18 protein-coding genes are annotated in these 18,298 nt (G+C 34.5%); 9 read left to right on the forward strand and 9 right to left on the reverse strand.

What is annotated here, in order from left to right:
* Nucleotides 1-1,022: acyl transferase (locus tag LV89_RS25080; RefSeq protein WP_109742068.1), on the reverse strand; the 1,022-nt coding region annotated here is incomplete at its 3' end.
* Nucleotides 1,023-1,191: 169 nt separating this feature from the next.
* Here LV89_RS25080 and LV89_RS06550 point away from each other — a divergent pair.
* The 5 genes from LV89_RS06550 to LV89_RS06570 all read left to right on the forward strand — a co-directional run bounded on the left by LV89_RS06550 (nucleotide 1,192) and on the right by LV89_RS06570 (nucleotide 6,428).
* On the forward strand, nucleotides 1,192-1,737 hold the full coding sequence (locus LV89_RS06550; protein ID WP_109742069.1) for a hypothetical protein: 546 nt from the start codon (nucleotides 1,192-1,194) through the stop codon (nucleotides 1,735-1,737).
* 126 nt (nucleotides 1,738-1,863) lie between these two features.
* A complete protein-coding gene (locus tag LV89_RS06555) occupies nucleotides 1,864-3,642 on the forward strand; it encodes a sensor histidine kinase (RefSeq protein WP_109742070.1) in 1,779 nt (592 codons plus the stop codon).
* A 97-nt stretch (nucleotides 3,643-3,739) separates the two neighbouring features.
* Nucleotides 3,740-4,372 (forward strand): response regulator, encoded by a 633-nt coding sequence (locus tag LV89_RS06560; RefSeq protein ID WP_109742071.1) that lies wholly within the window; start codon nucleotides 3,740-3,742, stop codon nucleotides 4,370-4,372.
* Nucleotides 4,373-4,493: 121 nt separating this feature from the next.
* Nucleotides 4,494-4,856 (forward strand): LytR/AlgR family response regulator transcription factor, encoded by a 363-nt coding sequence (locus LV89_RS06565; protein WP_109742072.1) that lies wholly within the window; start codon nucleotides 4,494-4,496, stop codon nucleotides 4,854-4,856.
* A gap of 24 nt (nucleotides 4,857-4,880) precedes the next feature.
* Nucleotides 4,881-6,428, forward strand: a complete 1,548-nt coding sequence (locus LV89_RS06570) for an FG-GAP repeat protein (protein ID WP_109742073.1) — start codon at nucleotides 4,881-4,883, stop codon at nucleotides 6,426-6,428.
* Nucleotides 6,429-6,437: 9 nt separating this feature from the next.
* Here LV89_RS06570 and LV89_RS06575 read toward each other — a convergent pair whose 3' ends face one another.
* From LV89_RS06575 to LV89_RS06590, 4 genes are all read right to left on the reverse strand, one after another.
* Nucleotides 6,438-9,122 (reverse strand): CHAT domain-containing protein, encoded by a 2,685-nt coding sequence (locus tag LV89_RS06575; RefSeq protein WP_109742074.1) that lies wholly within the window; start codon nucleotides 9,120-9,122, stop codon nucleotides 6,438-6,440.
* 3 nt (nucleotides 9,123-9,125) lie between these two features.
* Complete coding sequence (locus LV89_RS06580; protein ID WP_109742075.1) at nucleotides 9,126-10,604, reverse strand: S8 family serine peptidase; 1,479 nt, start codon at nucleotides 10,602-10,604, stop codon at nucleotides 9,126-9,128.
* 28 nt (nucleotides 10,605-10,632) lie between these two features.
* Complete coding sequence (locus LV89_RS06585; protein ID WP_109742076.1) at nucleotides 10,633-11,346, reverse strand: tetratricopeptide repeat protein; 714 nt, start codon at nucleotides 11,344-11,346, stop codon at nucleotides 10,633-10,635.
* 70 nt (nucleotides 11,347-11,416) lie between these two features.
* Nucleotides 11,417-12,004, reverse strand: a complete 588-nt coding sequence (locus tag LV89_RS06590; RefSeq protein ID WP_109742077.1) for an RNA polymerase sigma factor — start codon at nucleotides 12,002-12,004, stop codon at nucleotides 11,417-11,419.
* A 252-nt stretch (nucleotides 12,005-12,256) separates the two neighbouring features.
* Here LV89_RS06590 and LV89_RS06595 point away from each other — a divergent pair, with 252 nt between their 5' ends.
* The 3 genes from LV89_RS06595 (at nucleotide 12,257) to LV89_RS06605 (ending at nucleotide 13,936) form a co-directional block, all read left to right on the forward strand.
* Nucleotides 12,257-12,613, forward strand: coding sequence for a LytR/AlgR family response regulator transcription factor (locus tag LV89_RS06595; protein ID WP_109742078.1), 357 nt, complete (start codon nucleotides 12,257-12,259; stop codon nucleotides 12,611-12,613).
* 81 nt (nucleotides 12,614-12,694) lie between these two features.
* Nucleotides 12,695-13,075: a hypothetical protein gene (locus LV89_RS06600; protein WP_109742079.1), complete on the forward strand. Its 381-nt coding sequence runs from the start codon at nucleotides 12,695-12,697 to the stop codon at nucleotides 13,073-13,075.
* Nucleotides 13,076-13,156: 81 nt separating this feature from the next.
* Nucleotides 13,157-13,936 (forward strand): hypothetical protein, encoded by a 780-nt coding sequence (locus tag LV89_RS06605; protein ID WP_109742080.1) that lies wholly within the window; start codon nucleotides 13,157-13,159, stop codon nucleotides 13,934-13,936.
* Between the two features lie 55 nt (nucleotides 13,937-13,991).
* On the opposite strand, the gene LV89_RS06610 is transcribed toward LV89_RS06605, so the two are convergent.
* The 3 genes from LV89_RS06610 to LV89_RS06620 form a co-directional block, all read right to left on the reverse strand.
* Complete coding sequence (locus tag LV89_RS06610) at nucleotides 13,992-15,770, reverse strand: D-alanine--D-alanine ligase family protein (protein WP_109742081.1); 1,779 nt, start codon at nucleotides 15,768-15,770, stop codon at nucleotides 13,992-13,994.
* Nucleotides 15,771-15,965: 195 nt separating this feature from the next.
* Nucleotides 15,966-16,220 (reverse strand): NifU family protein, encoded by a 255-nt coding sequence (locus LV89_RS06615; protein WP_109742082.1) that lies wholly within the window; start codon nucleotides 16,218-16,220, stop codon nucleotides 15,966-15,968.
* 86 nt (nucleotides 16,221-16,306) lie between these two features.
* On the reverse strand, nucleotides 16,307-17,194 hold the full coding sequence (locus LV89_RS06620; RefSeq protein WP_109742083.1) for a LysR family transcriptional regulator: 888 nt from the start codon (nucleotides 17,192-17,194) through the stop codon (nucleotides 16,307-16,309).
* 77 nt (nucleotides 17,195-17,271) lie between these two features.
* On the opposite strand from LV89_RS06620, the gene LV89_RS06625 reads away from it, so the two are divergent.
* Entirely contained in the window at nucleotides 17,272-17,796 is a 525-nt protein-coding gene (locus LV89_RS06625) for a GNAT family N-acetyltransferase (RefSeq protein WP_109742084.1), read from the forward strand.
* Nucleotides 17,797-17,972: 176 nt separating this feature from the next.
* Here the strand turns inward: LV89_RS06625 and mscL are convergent, their stop codons facing one another.
* Nucleotides 17,973-18,287 (reverse strand): large conductance mechanosensitive channel protein MscL, encoded by a 315-nt coding sequence (gene mscL, locus LV89_RS06630; RefSeq protein WP_109742085.1) that lies wholly within the window; start codon nucleotides 18,285-18,287, stop codon nucleotides 17,973-17,975.
* Between the last annotated feature and the right edge of the window lie 11 nt (nucleotides 18,288-18,298).

Consider the following 18,298-nt stretch of genomic DNA (forward strand, 5'->3'; position numbering starts at 1 on the left):
TCACTGTTCACTGATAACTGCTCACTGTTCACTGATAACTGATAACTGCCCAAATCTTTGGTTTCGACAAAAGAACACGAATCTATATTGGCAAGGTCAATAACATTTATTCCGCCCGAACGAGCATTATTGATGTATGTAAATGGGTCGTTCACATCACGCAAGAGTATTCGCATAGAAACAGGTAAATCAAAAATACCTTCGCCATAAGAATATCCTTGCGACAATAATTCAGTCATTCCGTATTCAGAATGAATGGATTTTACCGCAAAAGCATTAGTCAAAATTTCGTGAACTTCTTCACGCAAAAGTTCTTTTCTACGCCCTTTCATTCCTCCTGTTTCCATCACAATTAAGTCGTCACGGTTTTGCAAAAAAGATAAGTCAATCCCAGATTCTGCAAAATCCAAAAGCCCAAAAGTTACGCCAATGAGTAAAGTTTTTTTATTTCGATATTCAATATTCGATGTTTGAATATCGGAATTATCATTTTCTTTTCTGTCTTCTCTCCTATCGTCTCTTAAAGCTTCGGCTAATTTTTCGTAATTATCTAAATAAAAACCAGAATTAGGATTGCCACTTTTTTGAATAAAATGCTCAACCATATAGACCAAAGAAGAATTGGTTCTCTCTAAATATGAGGGCAAAAGAGCCAAAATCTTGAAGTCGGAAAGTTTACCATAGAATTTTTCAAAAATTTGCTCTGCAACCTTTAGATAAAATTTGGGGTCTTTTACATAATGTCGTGAAGTATTCATACCCGTTGTTCCACTACTTTCAAAGGTAGTTTGAGGTTCAAAAATACCTGACACAACTGTTTGAGTCTTGAAAAATTCAATTGGCAAAAAAGGAATTTGCTCAATGCTTCGAACGCTATCTATTTGAATTTGAAGACATTGAAGATATTTTTGATAGACAGAATTATGCTCTGCCTGATAACGAAAAACTTCCAAAGCCAAAGTGTCAAAATCTTTGGATTCCATTTGTAAAACTTTTCGTTTGAGTATTTGAGCCTGTTGCATGAATTTTAATATAAACGATTGAGAATCGTATAACAAAATTACGTCAAATCATTATCTTTACGAGGTTTTCAAACAACAACCGACATTATTTTTCGTTTAATATTCATATTTCAATCAGCCCAAAATATGAATATCTATTTAATTTTATGATGGGCAAGCGTTTTTAAATATGAAAAATAAAATACTCTATATACCAGCTTTATTCCTTTTTATGTTTGCTTGCGTAAGCGAACCTGATTTTAGTAACGTACCTTCCATTGGTTTTAATAAAATTCAATTACTGACTACCGAAACTCAGGGTTTATTGGGCATTTCTAAAAAAGATTCGGTAATTATGACGGTTGATTTTCAAGATGGAGATGGAGATTTAGGATTTACCACCGAGGAATTAGCGAAACTAAAAAAGACCACAGGCGATAGTTTACAGACTTTTATCGTTAATATATGGGTTTCAAAAAATGGAAAATTTGTAAAAAGTAATCCTAAAGAAAAGTTTGGTGGAAATATTCCTATCAGATTTAAACAAGGCTCAAAACCTGGTCCAATTGAAGGAACAATTGATTATTCAGCAACTTTTGAATACAATGTTTTTCAAGGAATACCATTACTAACAGGAAAAAAGGATACTGTAAAATTTGAGATACAAATTAAAGATAGAGCCTTGAATGCAAGCAATATTGTACAAACAACGCCAATTGTGATTTACTCCAAATAATCAGTAAAGCCAACGCAAAAACGTTGGCTTTTTTATCGACAAATTGTACGATTCATCCAGAAATAATTTTCAAAATTGCGATTAGCGTTAATTATCAATACCTTTAATTGGATAATCAAACTAATCATGAAAATACTCATTTGGGGGCTTCTTTTCTTCTTGCAAGTTCCCATATTTGCACAAGAAATAACGCTCTCGGATACCTTAAATGAAATTCCTTTAAATCTTAATTGTTGGACGTTTCAAGATAAAAAACATCTTTATTCTGCCAAAGATATTTCATCACAACAATTTGAGAAAAACTTTCAAAAAAACGATTCTTTTATTCCCAATTTTGGCTACGGAACGGCTAATATTTGGTTGAAAATTGCCGTAAAAAATCAATCCTCTAAACGTTGGTTTTTGGAAATTGATAATCCACGAATTAATCATTTATCGTTCTTTCTGACAAAAAACAACCACATCATTTTCCACTCAAAAACTGGTGATTATCAACCATTTAATTCTTATTCAATAGCTGATAGGAATATATTTTTCGACTTAAAGAATCTTGAAAAATCAGCCAATTATATCATTTATTTACAAGCCAATAGTAGCGAAGATTTAAAATTTCCTATTACTTTTTGGGAAGAACATAAACTCTATCAACATCTTGCTAATCGGAATTTGATTTGGGGAATTTACTTTGGTTTTATTCTGCTTATTTCGTTGTACAATTTCTTTTTGTGGCTGACAATCAGAGACAAAACCTATATTTTCTATGTCTTTTATGCCCTCACTTTTGGTTTACTTCAAGCAGATTTATACGGCTATGGTTTTCAATATTTATGGTCGAACAGCTTTATTAACGACCGAGGTGTAATTGTTTTCATGTTTGGGTCAAATTTGTTCATGATTTACTTTTTACGCAACTTCTGGAATTTAAAAAAGCACCTTCCTAATTGGCATCAATTTTCAACGTATGTATCTTGGTTCATTATTTTTCTGATAAGCATTAGTACGCTATTTTACCGCTGGTATTCTAATATTATCGGCATTATTATCTTGGTTTTCTTAGTTCTTTGGTTCTTTTATGTGAATATCAAACTTGCCATTTTAAGACAAAAAACTGCCTATTTTTCACTTTTAGCTTTTAGTGCGTTGATGTTGGCGTCATTCTGTGTGATTTTGAAAAACTTCGGCGTACTTTCTGCTGAAAATCAGGATTATTATTTGATGATTGGCTCAATGATTGAAATGGTACTTTTTTCGTTGGCTTTGGGGGATAAATTCAGACAAGAGCAATTAGAAAAGGAGCGACAACAATATCTGAGAGATGAAATTGCTGCCAATTTACATGATGATTTAGCGGCTTCATTGAGTAGTTTAACGATGTTTTCTGAATCAAATCGAAGAAAAGCACAAAAAGAATTATCTCCCAATGAATTGATTTTCACTAAAATAAGTGAGAAATCACGAGACATTTTAAATTTAGTTCGAGAAAATGTTTGGGAAATGAATCCACGCAATGATGAGTCGGACGAATGGTTGGACAGAATTATAAAATTCACTACCGAAACCCTTGAAAGCAAACAAATAACGGTAAATTTAAAGATAGACGAACACCTCCGAAACTTCATTTTACCAATTGATTACCGCCGAGATTTTTATCTTTTTATCAAAGAAGCCGTCAATAATATGGCTAAACATTCAGAAGCAGATTTAGTAAATATGGAGATACAATTGCATCACCAAAGTATTCATTTGACCATAAAAGACAATGGTAAAGGCTTTGATACCAGCATTTTAAGCAATGGAAATGGTCTGTTAAATTTCCAAAATAGAGCAAACAGATTGAAAGCAAAATTTGATATTAATTCAAAAATCGGACAAGGAACAACTTTAAATCTGACATTCAAAGTTTAGCATTAATTTCATTTTCCTACTAATATTAGTAGTTGAAAAACAGACCATTAGATAATAGTTTTACGTTTATTTCTACCTAAAATAAACCACGCTTACGATGATACGAGTTTGCATTTTTGAAGATAATACAGAAATTAGGGAATTTCTTTCTGAAACGGTTAGCCTTTCAGAAGAATTGTTCTTGGTTGGAGCGTATCCAAATGCCAATGACGTATTGCGTGTCATCAAAAAAGATAAACCTGATGTTGTTTTAATGGATATTCAAATGCCAGGGATTTCGGGAATTGAGGCGTTAAAACTCATCAAAGCACAACAAAATGATATTCAGGTGCTTATTCAAACAGTTTTTGAAGATAATGCACGGATTTTTGCAGCCATTTGTGCAGGAGCAAGTGGTTATATTCTAAAAGATTCAAGTCCAGAAAAATACCTTGATGCCATTATTGAAGTATATCAGGGAGGCTCGTCAATGTCGCCCGCCATTGCCCGAAAAGTCATGACGATGTTCATGCAACAAAATCAAAAACAACAAGAATTTCAAGCATTATCCACAACAGAACAACGAGTTTTAGAATGTTTAGTGAAAGGCATGAGTTACAAAATGATTGCCTCAGAATGTGGTATTAGTTATTCAACGGTTAATTTTCATCTCAAAAATATCTACCGAAAACTTCATGTAAATTCTGCCACAGAAGCCATTTCTCAAGCCATACAAAGGCATTTAGTCTGAAAACGATTGGGGCATTAATCTTCCCCGTCCTCCTCACCTACTAATATTAGTAGTTTCCTCATGATTTTTAATGGTATAAGTTTGTCATATCTATTTTACAAACTCTTTCCTCATAAAACTCATGTCGAATCTTATATTTCATCACGGGAAAGAACATCTCGTAGTTGACTACAAACGCAAAATTGTCCTGTTAGTGGAAAAAATTATCATGCTCGAAGGGCTTGCTAATTATACTGTTTTTCATTTGGATGGTGGAAGAAAACGCCTTTTTTCCCATACGCTTATGACTTATCAAAACGACCTTGCCCAACATGGTTTTCTTCGTGTTCATCGCAGTTTTATTATTAATCCAAATTATATACACGATTTCAAAATGGATGATAAAGAATTGCTTATGGAAAATAATTTGGTCGCCAATGTGTCTCGACGAATTGGGAATCAACAAAACGTAAAGAAAATGTTAAGCAAATTCTGTTCAGAGTAGTTATTCAAAATCTATAAACAACCCATGAAATCATTTATCCTGTTACTTATCTCTTTATCAATAATCTTTTCTGCGAAAGCACAAATAGCTATTGGTGGTGGTAGTCCAAACGCAAGTGCAGTTTTTCAGCTTAATTCAACAACGAAAGGGTTTGTTCCACCCCGTATGACAACTGGTCAAAGATTAGCGATAGTTTCGCCAATTGATGGCTTAATGGTTTTTGATACTTCAACCGATAGCTTTTGGTTTTTCAATACCAACAAATGGAATCAACTCGCCAATCAAGCATCGTCTGTATATAAACAACCGACAGATAGAACCGACCAAAATGGAGCAGCAGGCGACCGTACAGGAACAGCTATTTCATTAGGTGGAACCAATGGTACACTGGGAATTGTGGGAGCTCCTGGAGATAATTCTGGTCGAGGAACGATGTATCGATTAAGATTTATGAGGAATAATTTATGGTCTTTTGATGCCAATACACCCAATACTGTTCTTGCAGGTGATGGTTTTGGAAATGCTGTTGCTGTCGATAAAATCAACACTTCAGAAGCTTTTATTGTTGGTTCGTCATTAGATGATTCTACAAATGTAAATAGTGGAAGTGCTTATATATTCGATGACTACTCCTTCAAACAAAAGATTGTAGCAGGAGATGCCGCAGGAAAAGCCGCTAATGCTCATTTTGGCAGATCCGTTGATATTAATGGAAAAAATATTGATGACAATACAGGCAAAGGTTATGTCGTGGTGGGGGCTTCTGGAGCAAACAGTGGAAGGGGCGAAATCTACATTTATAAGTATAATCCCAATACTTTACAGTGGAATTTAGATGCCAATTTAGTTGACCCAAATGGACTTGCAGGTGATTCGTTAGGTTTATCAGTATCATTATACTACGATGTCAATGTTGATGAAGTATGGGCATTTGCAGGAGCTCCCTATGATGACGAAATCAGCAAAACTAATGTTGGTTCAGTATTAGTTTATCGCAAAGCATTGGGCTCTTCAACATGGGTAAATGTGGCGAAAATTGTCCCAACAGATGGTTTGGATAACGAACTTTTTGGGTACAGTGTCGGCAATTGTTTTGAATGTCAAAAAGTAATTGCAGGTTCTCCTGGAAGAACAACAGGCATAGGTAGAGTTAGTGATTTAACGCTTAGTTCTATCGTTGGCAATGTTGCTAATTTTACGGTTACAACTATTCCAAATTCTGGAAATGGCGGTGGGAATGGCTCATTAGGCATGGGTTTTACACAGTCAATTATGAAAGGGAGTGACTGCAATAATATCTATTTAACTTTGGGTAGTGGCCTTTCGGGAATAGTGCCAGGAGGAAGTACTGGTAATAGTTTTGGATATGCCAGATTACTAAAATTTAATGGTACTAACTGGAATACAGAAATAAGTGAGATTACCGACCCCAACCCCAAACAAGGCTATGGTTATGGCAGAGCAGTCAGCATTAATACAAAATCAAATACTATATTTATCGGAGCTCCTTTGCAAAAAGTAGATGGAAATGCCAATCAGGGAAAAATACAAATTGTGAAGTTTGAGCAGTAAGTATATACCTTACAACTTGTGAAAGCGGGTTTTCTTCTTTATAAAATATCCTAATACCAACAACAGAAATATTCCACCAACCCAGTATATCCAATAATGGTGACTATCCAAAGCGGTGCTATCGCCAATTAAAACGTAACCTGCCCAAAAATTTGGCATACTTAAACCAGAGGTATTTTGCGATAAATATTCATTCTGAGCCTTTTGTAAAGCTAAATCTTTGGGTAAACCTTTGGCAAGATATTGGTAAAACAATTCTGTAATTTGATACGTCGCCTGATTATCAACTTCCCATAATGTTGTAAGTGTTGACGGAATGCCCAACATCGCAAAACTTCTTGCTAAACTAAAAATTCCCTCTCCTTTTTCCTCCTTACCAATACCTGTTTGACACGCCGAAAGAACCATTAATTCGGTTGGTAATAAAGTTTTGGTTGTCAGTTCCGAAGCTTTAATTATCGAATCTGCAAAATACAATTGAGCCGTTGTATCGTTGGCTAATGCGTGAGTGTAAAGCTGAACAATCTGATAATTGTCCATCATTTCCAAAAAACTCCTTCGAGAAGCCTTTTCATTCAATAATAATTGTGGCGAAGAAAAATGACTGGCGATTTTTTGTAAAGAAACATCAGACCCTGTTAGTTTGAGTTGATTATTTTTAAAACTCACTGGTGCAATTCCCAAAAACGATTTAGAAGCAATTTGTTCCTTGTTTTGATTTAAAAATTTGGCAGAATAAGTATAGCTAAAAGCATAATCTTTCACTAAATATTCCGCCTGCATTGGGGAAAAACTAAGAGCAGAAAATGGTAAAATTACTCCATCGGGCGAAATAGAAACACGTCCCTTTGGCAAAGCAAGTGGTTTAACAAATTGAGTATAAAACTGATTACTTAAACGCAAATACTTCACAAATTGCTTATTGAGGGCATTTTCATCCGCCATCATTGCTAAGATTTCATTTGAAACACTACCATAATTATTGGCTTTAATTTGATGTAATTTCATGGTGTTTTGAGATAAAACAAAGGCATAAACAACCTCCTCTCCCACAAAATATTCTACCAATGACTGGTCTTTAAGTTTCCTCCGCAAATCTCTAATATTTACCGTAGAAGTATCATATTTATAGCGGTAATACGTAGGATTTTTCAGTTCGATTTGCTTCAAAAATGTTGTTTGGGCATTTTCGGCATTCAATAATTTTTGCTGATTTTCTTCATTGATTTTACCATTATTGACTAATTTTCGAGCATTGTCAACCTCCAATTGGTATTTACTTTCTTGTTGTTGGTCTTCTGGAGAAAGTAATTGTTTTGCTCCCAATTCTTTCAGACGGTCATTAAGCATCACGGCACGACTTTTCTCGAAAAAGTAAAAAGCTTCTTCGGGTTTATTCAAGAGAAAACACGTTTCGATAGCATTTTGGTAAATACTACGGGTTTTCTTTCTCCAAAATAATTTTGATTGCTCGCCTGTTTGCTCCCAACGCATAATATCAATCATACGGTCGGCGGTTTTGTAGGTATCTAGAGCGTTTTGAAGGTGTTTTTTGTTGTGTTGAAATTTATAATAGTCGAGCCAAGCCAACGCTTTATCTTCCAAAATTATTAAAAATGTACGTTTATAATCCGCAATTTGTAAATCTTTGACCGAAGGTAAAGTTGTAATATCGGGGTTATCAAATTTGAAAAAATCTTTTGTAGTTAATGCTTTTTGATAAAACGCTAATGCTTTTTTGAAGTTTTTTTGTTTCCAATAAACGGCTCCAATATTGTCGTAAAGTTGAACTTTGGTAAAAGAATTAGAAAAATTATTTAGCCCTAAATTATAATAGAATAAAGCTTTTTCATAGTCATGAGCAGAGTCATAATATAGAAAACCTATATCAATACATGTAAGATTAAAATTGATGTAGTCCTTGTATTTTTGAAAAAGAGAAGAAGCCAATAAAAAAGACTCTAAAGCTCCCTTATAGTCTTTTTTATTTACAAAAATAAAACCTCTTGTTTGATAAAGAATAGCTAAATTACTTTCAGTATCACATTGTTCAATAGCTCTATTTATTGCATCCTCAGCTTCCTGAGTTCTATTCAAGCCATTTAGTGCTTTTGCTCGTTCTCTTAGATTTTCAACAACTAACTGCTTTTGATTAGCTTTTATACCAATTTTTTCTCCTAAGATTGTACTTTCAATTGCTTTTTGAAATTCTCCGCTTCGATACTGAATATTAGCAATATATCGATGTGCATTAGAGGAAAGATGCCAGGCTAATGATAAATATTCCGCTTTACTTATTACTTGTAAATAAATGTTAATTGATTCTTGATAATGTTTCAGTTTTCTTTTTGAATCTGCAATACTGTTTAGTGATTTAATATAACTCAATGAGTTTAGGTTAAAAATAGAGAGTGCTTGTTGAGAAAAAGATAGGCTTTCTGAAAACTTTTGATTTTGGAAGTAATACAGTCCAATCAAATAAAGAATTTTTGCATAACAAGAGTCTTTCTTATAATTACATTTCTCATAATTTGTTTTATACAAGAATAGCATCACTGAATCTTTTACAGTGATGCTATTCTCATTGAAAAAGGTAATTTTATTGGAAATATCTTTCTCTGAAATGCACTGAGCCTTTAAAATGAAAGTATTTATTAAAACTAAAAAACCAATTAGAAATAGCCCTTTTAGCATATATTAGCGTTTGTTTATTTTACCATTTTTTATATACGGATAACCAATAATATCTTTTTCAAATAGGCTTGTATCATTAAGAAAAATATCCCTAATACTTGGACTACTTCCTGTATTCAAGATATTATCTCTACGAATTTTCAAGTATTTTAAGTAATTATTGGCAAGCATACCTGTTATATGTGCTGCTGCATAAGATGTTCCATACAAAGCAGACTGACTTAATGGGTAGCCTATTCTTACTTGAAATGTTGTGCCACCTCGATAACCTACATTCACATAATCTCTACCATAATTTCCACAAAAATTATCAGGTACACATGGTGTATCAGTGCTTCCTGATGAAGTTATTAAAGTAGGTAAAGCATTTGGGGGGTCTATCACAGTAGTAACACTTATGACATTACTAAACCGCTTACTAAACATTGCAGGGTAATGTCCATAATTATTAGATCCTAATTCTTGACAATCATTTCCCGCTGAAGCTACAACCATAATATTATCAATTTCGAGGGACTTGATAATTTTTTCAAAAATTGGGTTGCTTACTCCTTTATGTCCCCAACTACAATTTATAATATCAAATCTATTCTTCTGAGCATAGAGAATTGCACATAGAGCATCAAATAAATTGCCTTTGCCATTTTGGAATACTTTTAAAGGCATTATTTTGACAGAGGCTTCCATAAGAGTCCCATCGGGAGCATTATGCCTAAATTCTCCTGCTAAAATATGGCTTATATTTACCCCATGTGGACACCCATCTTCCTCGATATTCTGACTCTTAGGAGACGTAGTAAAATTGTAACCATAGAATTTATCATTATTAGGGTTTCTCCATGTTCCAAAATCTCCATACAAGTAATAAAAATGTCTATAACTTGCAAATAAGTTAGGATCAGAATTTCTTAATCCTCCATCAATATATGCAATTTTTATAGGCAAATTAAGTTTGCAAAAATCTATTATTTCTTTTTGAGATGAATCAGATTTAAATGTATTTATACTAAAAGGATTTAAAGGATTATTTAGTCCTGTTAGCTCTGTCTCTGGATTAGGGCTACCAGTATAACCATTATTATCACCACTACCTCCTGATGAGCCGTCTGGGTCGGGTATTACAGCAGTTGAATAAAGATTACTTGCCCCTAACAAATATAGTTCTTCATCACAATCGCAGGATCTTAAAACCTTAATGGAATCAATAGGAACATGTAGTTTATCAGCGTGAGATTGTCTTATACTAATTAATAATTTATCTTTTTTAAACAATTTATACTTTGCAGAATTTTTATCTAACAATATAATTTTTTGATCTCTTGCCACATACCCTCCTTTATACCAAACAAATCGAGTATCATTAATTGTAGTATCTGGGTGCGGATTTACAGGAGAAGGATTATTTGGAAGTTTTTTCTTACCATTCTGAGCATCAGCAAAATGGACAAGTAGGCAGAGCAAAGCAATAATTAATTTCTTCATCTTAGTAGTTTTTAAGGTTAATAATGTGCTACCAATACTCCAATATTCTCTCTGCTTCAGGTTTACCTTCTAAGTTCTGTTTTACGACTGTTTCAAGCAAGTTTTTTGCTACTATTTTATTATTCGGTAAATTAGTTTTTAACAAAACGAGAGCCTCATAAAAATATCCTGCATTAGACTGTAAACCTTGTTGCTTTCCGAGTACATCGAAGTATTTGATGGCTTTGTCGTAATACTTTGCTTTTACACTAACAATTCCTGCGATTTTTTTTGCTTGAAAATTCGTTGAGTCATTTTTTATCAATTCATCAAATATTTTGAGGGCTTCATTTACCTTTCCTTCAATTGCTAACTGTTTCCCAATTGCCAAACTATCTGCATTGTCAGACATTGATACGCCCATCTGTTTATCAAAATTCTGCTCAATATATTCCGTAGCCATTTGCTCTGGTGTCAGTTCTGGCTTTTTCAAGAATAACCATCCAAACATTATCAATACCAATGATGCTGCAATACCCACAACTACACGCTGATAAATGACAACTTTTTTCCCACGCTGACGGTTTGGCAACCATTCGGCATGACGCTGACGAAGCTTTTCTTCCTGTAAATGAGTTTTTGTTTGAAGATAAAGAGCTACCTCCTCGGCAAAATTCTTGTCGAGTTCCAGTCGGGCTTTAAAGGCTTCTTTTTCAGTTATTCCTAATTTTCCCTGAAAATAATTATCTATCGTTTCCCACATATCTATAAACCATTATGTCGTAAGTCATTAAATTTTAAGTTTTCCTTACGGTTTGTTTAGGTGTGATTTTTTATTTCGCTTTGTAAAACTCTCTTAATTTTTCTAAGCATCTCAACCGAGTAGTCTGTGCCACGCCTGCCGAAGTATATTGATATTCTTTGGCGATTTCTTCGTCAGTAAAACCTTCACTCCATTGTTTTAAAATTTCTTGGCAACGTTCGCCAAGTCGTTTGATAAAATTATTGAGCTGTGAATAGTCTTGTTGCTTGATGATGTCCACCAAAATTGAACGCTTATTATCAGGAATGGGCATTAGCAAATCTTGTAGCGATACCCGCTGATAATCCAATGAGTGCTTAGTCGTTTTTTTACGAATTACATCAACACATTTATTCGAGAAAATTTGATGAATATAGGTTTTGATTGTAGAACGCCCTTCAAAACGTCCTCTCTGTATATTTTCGATACTGGTCAAAATTGTATCTGAATAGACAATGGAAGCATCTTCGTCATCTAATTGATGCTTTCTGACGGCATCACGAATTAAGTACAGGTATTGGTCGTAGAGATAATTTTCATAATACCGTTGTTGTTGTCCTCCCGTCAAGATTCCATCTATAAGTTCTGAGTCAGTGAGCGTTTTACGAAAGAATGGCATAATGAAAACGGATATAAATGAAGTAGCTAATGGGTAATTCGTTATTGGTGGTTAATATTCAAAAATTGGAGCGGTTAAAATAAGTCTATTTATTACGAATTTTCGATAGGATAAATATAGAAAAAAATACTAAAAACTGAGTTGCCATTTTTTATTGATTTCAGATTTTCTTAAAAAAAATACAAAAATCTGTTCGTGCTTTTTTCTTCTTCCCGACTAAGCCTCAAATTCTTATCTCCAACACGAACCAAAATGGAAACATCATCTCAACATTTCTGCGAAATATCACGAGAAAAAATCTATTTTCTCCGTACCAAAAAAATCATCCCACTCCATGAAATCATCATGATTCAAGGAGACATCAATTATTCACTTATTTATCTAAAAGGCGGACGTAAAACACTCGTTCCAAGAACGTTAAAACTTTTTGAAAGCCTTTTAGAAAACTACAATTTCCTCAGAACTCACCGAGGTTTCATTATCAATTGCGACCATCTTTTACGCATTGACAGACTCCATGAAGAGGCATTTTTGACCAATAATTTACAAGCGTCCATCTCCAGACGGCGACGTGCTGAAGTTAGTAAACGCTTACAATTAATCGCATAAAACATTCTTTAAAAATTTAAAATGTATTTACAGTGACAATTTTAGAACGATTAAGATTATCATAAACCAAACAATCAATCCATGAAAACAAACACATTCATCCTAATGGTAACGATTTACAGTTTACTGTTGGGTCTTCCTGCTCTTTTTGCTCCGAGTTTATCATTGGAATATTTTCACGCTCACCCCGACAGTGTGCATGAACAGGCTTTTGTCAATTTTTTGGGTGGCTACCAAATCGCAATGGGCTATTGGGGTTATATCGCTTATCACTCTACCGATAAAAATACCAGAAAAGGCTGGCTGTCGGCGGTTGCATTCTTAACGCTTTTGGCAATCATAATTTATGGGTTTAACGTTTATGTACGTAAAATTGAATTTTATAATACAATGGCTATTGATTTAACGATTTGGCTTTTAATCGCCTTGGGAGCTTTATTTTTTAGAAGTAAGGAAAATTAACCACTCAATCAATCACCCCGACAAAAGAATAAATTTTAATAAGAAATCTTTAATTTAGAGTTTACAACTTACCATCGCTCTATGAAAGCCCTCATATTCTCATTCTTCATTTATTCTTTGTCATTTCAAATGTTTGGACAACTCACTTCTGGCAATTATCAAGGTACTTTGGTACAGCAAAAAGCTAATATTCAAGTACCAAGTACCCTGAATATTCAGACAAATGGTTTAAATGTATCAGGAACACTTTTTATTACTACTGATGGTCAAAATGATAGTTACACACTTGCAGGGAAAAAGGATAATAGCATCTATTTAGGAACTTTAACGTATAAAGACGGAACAGTTTTCACCTTCAAAATGGCTCAGGAGGGTAATATTATTGGGTTCGTTATTTTACAAAATGAGTTAATTATACTCATGGGTGAATTTCAAAAAGCCGAAACAAAAACCGCTCCTCAAGCTTCCGTAAAACCCAAAGCAAATGATGGGCTTAATCGTGACCCAAATCTAATTGGCAAGTGGTATCAAGTAAAAACTTATACAAGCGGAGGTGTTAATTCGGACACATATTTGACATTTTTTCCCGACGGAACTATGCAAGAGGCAACCCGAGTATCTATGATTTCTTACGGGACAAATATCGACGTTAGTGCCATTGGCGAACTTGAACTAAATAAAGATATTCAAACAGTTATGAATGCGGGGTATCGGTGGTTTACACAAGCAGGAAAACTGTGTCTGAAAGCTCCAGATGGAAAACCGTCAGTTTGCAATTCAAGTTATAATTTTGATGGAGGATATTTATTTATTCAATGGACTGTGGGAGCGAAAAAAGCAGGCTATAAACGGTCAAACTGAGATAAAATGTATTTAAAAAATCCCTTGCCAATCACATCGGCAAGGAATTTTTTACTTAAAAAGCCAACGCAGGCAAATCAACTACCAAATCCTCCCCACAAGACACGCCAAAATCAAACCCTGTTAAAGTGTCAATGATTTTTACGCTTTCTAAAAGTTTTCCTGTAAAATGTAAAGTGATTGGTTCTGCTTTTTTACGGGTTGAAACGATTAACGGATGAACTGTTCCGTCTAATAATTTCATAATGTCTTCTGCAAATTCTTTGAACATCAAATTGATGGGCAATTGATGATATTTTCCATCTTCTGTCACAAAAACAGGAATCGGTAAATATTCCGAAGAAGCCGCTAATTTACCAAAAGCCTTACGAGCTTTCACATAGCTTTCCTCTTGATTTTCAGCAGAATATCCTCCAAAAATTACGGCTACTTTTTTACGTTTTGGCAATTCTGCCACTCGTTGAGCAATGGCTAAATCTAATTTATCAAGTAATTGTTGAAACTTAAATGTATTCTTCCCAACTCTGATACGCTCACGAATTGACTGACGAATAAAGTACGTAATGGCGTCAGTTACGTTCATGCCAATTTCTGCCATTTGCTTGAAAATCAACGAAGTAGGTGACATTCCCGGAATCGTATTTGGGTCGTGCAAAATTACTCTTCCGTCTGGCGTTAAAAATCCATCAATACGAGTACAAACACCAAATTTCAAAGCATCAAAAGTAGCTTTTACATCGTGCTGAATCTGCTGATTATTCTCTAAAGCAGTATCAACAGGGATTTTCTTACGAGTTGCAGAAGATTGATATTTCGCTTTAAAATCAAAAACTTCAACGGCTGCTATAATTTCAGTTGGAGGTAAAGCAACAGACTCACAATCAGGTGTTTGAATTACGCCACAACTAAATTCTTGTCCTTTCACAAAACCTTCAATCAAAACAGCATCTTCCGAATTCATGGAAATTAAAGATGAAGTTTTTGTAGTTCCGTCAAAAATATTATTCAATTTTTCTAATAATTCCTGCGGATGATACACAACTTCACCGTTCAAAGAAACTGGCAAACCAATACCTTCATCCAAATTAGCCATGCGTTGAACAAACTCATGCTTATCTGCACTATTCCATTCATTTTCAGACACTTCTCTGATAAACAAACATTGTTTTACGGCTTTTTCGAAATCTTCAACTGAATCTTTTTTGACAAAAGCTACTCCAATCGACGAACCTTGATGCGGTGCTTTTACCACGAAGGGCAGACCAACTTTTGCTTTAATTTCTTCAAAAACCGCAGATGCCTCATTTTTCTCAAAATAAGCACGAGTTAGCGTAGTGGTCTTTTTATCAAGTCCAATTGCTAATTTGATTAAATCATTTTGGGCAATTTTATCAATCCCAATCGATGACCCCATCAAACTTGGTCCAGAATATGGCATTCCGTACCATTCCAAAAGTCCTTGAATACTTCCATCTTCACAGGCTGGCCCGTGCATAGCGATAAAAGCAAATTTGAAATGTTCAGCAAATTTATCTGGCGTAATGCGTACCCCAACCGACGAAATCATGGTTTCTAACTCATCATCAGACAATTGACCTAATGATTCTGAATAAATTTGATAGTCGCCTTGATAAGATTTTGGAGGATAAAAATCACGAATTGAAGGAGCATAAACCAATTCGGGTTTTAGTAAAATGAAGTTTCCGCAACCATCTACAAATACTGGTACGGGTTCAAAAAGAGACTTATCGATGTTCTCCATAGCAGTTTTACCACCTGCAAAACTAATTTCTCTCTCACGGGCGGGACCGCCAAAAAAAATGCCTATTTTCATTAACTCGTTATGCTTTTCTTAAATATTTTCTGCAAAAATTTACCTTCAAGTTTGATGCTAATATCAGCTTTGAAGACATTTTTATTGTAAAGTATTCGTCAAAAATAAGAATGTTGGAATAACCTGATTAATAACAAGTTTCAACACTAACAACTACATTTTAACTGAGCGATGCTCGCTCCTACTTATATCAATTTAATTAATATTGATTGCCTCTACTTTTAAAATCTCAGGAACTTCTCGTTTGATAGTATCTTCAATACCACCTTTAAAAGTCATTGCCGACATTGAACACGAACCACACGCTCCTGTTAATTCCAATCGTAGCGTATTTTCTTGCGTAATTTCAAGAACTCGCACATTTCCGCCATCAGCTTTTAGATAAGGGCGAATTTTATCTAAAGCTGTTTCTACTTTATCTTGAAGGGGATGCTCAAATATTGCTTCCATGATGTTTTTAGACCGTTTAAAAATAATTACTCAAAGATAATGAGTTTTTTAGTTATTGATGTTTGTAAAATAGTTTATCCGCTAAATCAAGGATTAAATGTCACCATATCAGCTACTTTTAGAAAATTATGCAACACAGGATTGGTATCATCTTTCCGCCAAGCCATTGAAAGATGTGTTCGTTCTGGAATATTAGTCAATTCTATAAAGTTTAACCGCATGGCAGAACTAAAACGATAAGAAATCGGCATTAATGAAACGCCCAAATTATGTTCAACCAAACGCAAAATGGTTGCTCCATAATTTGACTCATGCACCACATTTGGCACAAAACCTTCTCGTTCGCACATACGCACAAGCATATCATAATACACCGAACCCGTATAACGTGGTGGAAGAATAAATGGCTCATCTTTCACCTGTCTCAAACTAACAAAATTATCAGGCGTAATTCTATGATTATCAGGCACTACCAATGAAAAACACTCCTCAAAAATCACCTTACTGGCAATTTGTTTATCCGAAAATGGTTCACGAATAAAACCAACATCAAGCTGATAATTTTTCAAATTCCCGAATAAATCATCTTCCAAAACCTCTGATAATTTAGATTTTATATGCGGATAATGTAAACGTAAATTAGATAAAAGTGGCGGAATGACAGAATAAATCGCCGAACCGGGATAACCCAACCTAATTTCCCCTTCTTCTCCTTTATGGATAAGCTGTGTTCGTTTGCTAATATTTTCTAATTGGGATAAAATCTGCGATGCTTCATCTCGCAAATACTCACCCGCAGGCGTCAATTTTACATTACGTTTATCCCTTTCAAAAAGTAAAACGCCTAAATTCTCTTCTAATTGCTGAATTTGCCTACTAAGTGCAGGCTGTGCGATAAATAATTTCTCTGCCGCTTTTGAGAAGTGTAATTCAGAAGCAACGCACAGAAAATTTTGTAACTGACGAAATTCCATTTAATGCGTTTTTGTTATTAATTAATGCAAATTAAGTATTTTTTATTATAAATAGAATTTTATTCTTTTGTACAGAAATGAGCAGAAACCACTATATACGTATTGCGAACATTACCGATGTTGAACAACTATGTGAAATCGGGGCAAAAACATTTGTGGAAACCTACGGAAATCAAAATACACCTGAAAATCTGCAAGCCTATCTCGATGAAAAATTCAATGAAAAGCAAATTTCAGATGAACTTACCACTCCCAATACCATATTTTTACTTGTTGAACAGGAGAATGAGATAATTGGATACGCTAAATTGCGGGTAAACTTAGTGGAAAATCCAGACCAAAAAGCTCTGGAAATTGAACGAATCTACATCACGAAACAATATCACGGACAAAAATTGGGAGCATTGTTAATGCAAGGTTGCATCGATACCGCTCTTGAAAATAATTATACAAGTCTTTGGCTGGGCGTATGGGAACATAATCCAAAAGCTATTGCATTTTATCAAAAATGGGGTTTTGAAGTATTTGGAACACATATTTTCCAACTCGGAGACGACGCTCAAACGGACTTTTTGATGCAAAAGAAATTACGTGAATCCTAAAATGGGATAATTCACAAAGGCTATTTACACTTCTCGTGTGAATTTTTAGAAAAGGTTAATACACAAAATCCCTGCCGATGGCGGGGATTTTTGTTTTGGCATAAAAAAGCCCGAAAGTAAACCTTCGGGCTGGACTAATTCTTCATAGAAACAGGTAATTTCTTTAAGATTTTCAATTAAGCTTTTTCATCGGTTTTTTTCTCAGTGAAACCAGCTTTATTTGCCACTTTCACAATTAGAAAAATAACCCAAGCAATAATCAAGAACTGCACCACCATTTGAATAAAGTTACCATACTTGATGGTTGCTTCACCGATGGTTACGGACATTCCTGAGAAATTCTTTCCACCAATGGCAACGCCAACTATCGGCATAATAATATCGTCAACCAATGACCCTATTATTTTTCCGAAAGCTCCGCCAATGATTACAGCAACAGCCAAATCAAGGACATTTCCTTGTGCAATAAATTTTTTGAATTCGTTTAACATAGCTTGTTTGG

This window comes from Arcicella aurantiaca, from assembly GCF_003148625.1.
GTDB lineage: Bacteria > Bacteroidota > Bacteroidia > Cytophagales > Spirosomataceae > Arcicella > Arcicella aurantiaca.